General features: G+C 40.4%; 2 protein-coding genes. Both read right to left on the bottom strand.

Translation table 11 applies throughout. The features are described 5' to 3' along the window. Window positions 1-344: glycosyl hydrolase 108 family protein (locus tag KEM10_RS25220; RefSeq protein WP_212220985.1), on the bottom strand; the 344-nt coding region annotated here is incomplete at its 3' end. After that, window positions 341-631: hypothetical protein (locus KEM10_RS25215; RefSeq protein ID WP_212220982.1), on the bottom strand; the 291-nt coding region annotated here is incomplete at its 5' end. The genes KEM10_RS25215 and KEM10_RS25220, both read right to left, overlap by 4 nt.

Here is a 631-nt window from a genome sequence, read left to right as displayed (position 1 = left end):
CGTTGAACGCCTCTGGCTCCCCATACTCCACTATTAACGCACCAATCAAAAACTATTTGCTGTATTGAGCCATTGGAGATTTCATCAATTTTAAACCTTTTGTAAAAGGTCTGCTTATAAAATTCCTTTACAAGCTGTGTCAATCGAGGAACATCAATCTTAAAGTTCCAAGGTATTTCACCGTAGGTTTCTTTGTAGGCATCAATGTATTGCCAGCCTTCCCAATCGGGATGCAAATTCCGGGCAACACCCATGTAGGTTTCCCCACCTCGGTCGCCTTCTACATTGGCATAATAGCCTTCGTGTTTGATTACACCATCAAACAACTCATCGAATGTTTTCATTTTTTACGTCTGTTTTTAAGTTTGACATCGTTTACTCCTGATATTGCACTACCGAAAAGAAAGTCAATAATGGTGCTTAGTTTGGTGGATATTCCACCATTGATACTGCTTACAAATGCTATTTGCCAATCATCAAGCTGAATGGTATCGAAGATGAAGTAGTTCAGCATTACGAAAGTCAATGCGCACCATGCAAGTAAAAAGAAGATTGCAAAGGCTTTTTGAAGCCAACTGTCTTTCTGATACATCTCCCTGGCCGAACTCCTATCGGCAACTGCCATCTTAAA

Source organism: Carboxylicivirga linearis, from assembly GCF_018271995.1.
In the GTDB taxonomy this organism is placed as follows: domain Bacteria; phylum Bacteroidota; class Bacteroidia; order Bacteroidales; family Marinilabiliaceae; genus Carboxylicivirga; species Carboxylicivirga linearis.
This window is presented reverse-complemented; position numbering and strand designations above follow the sequence as displayed.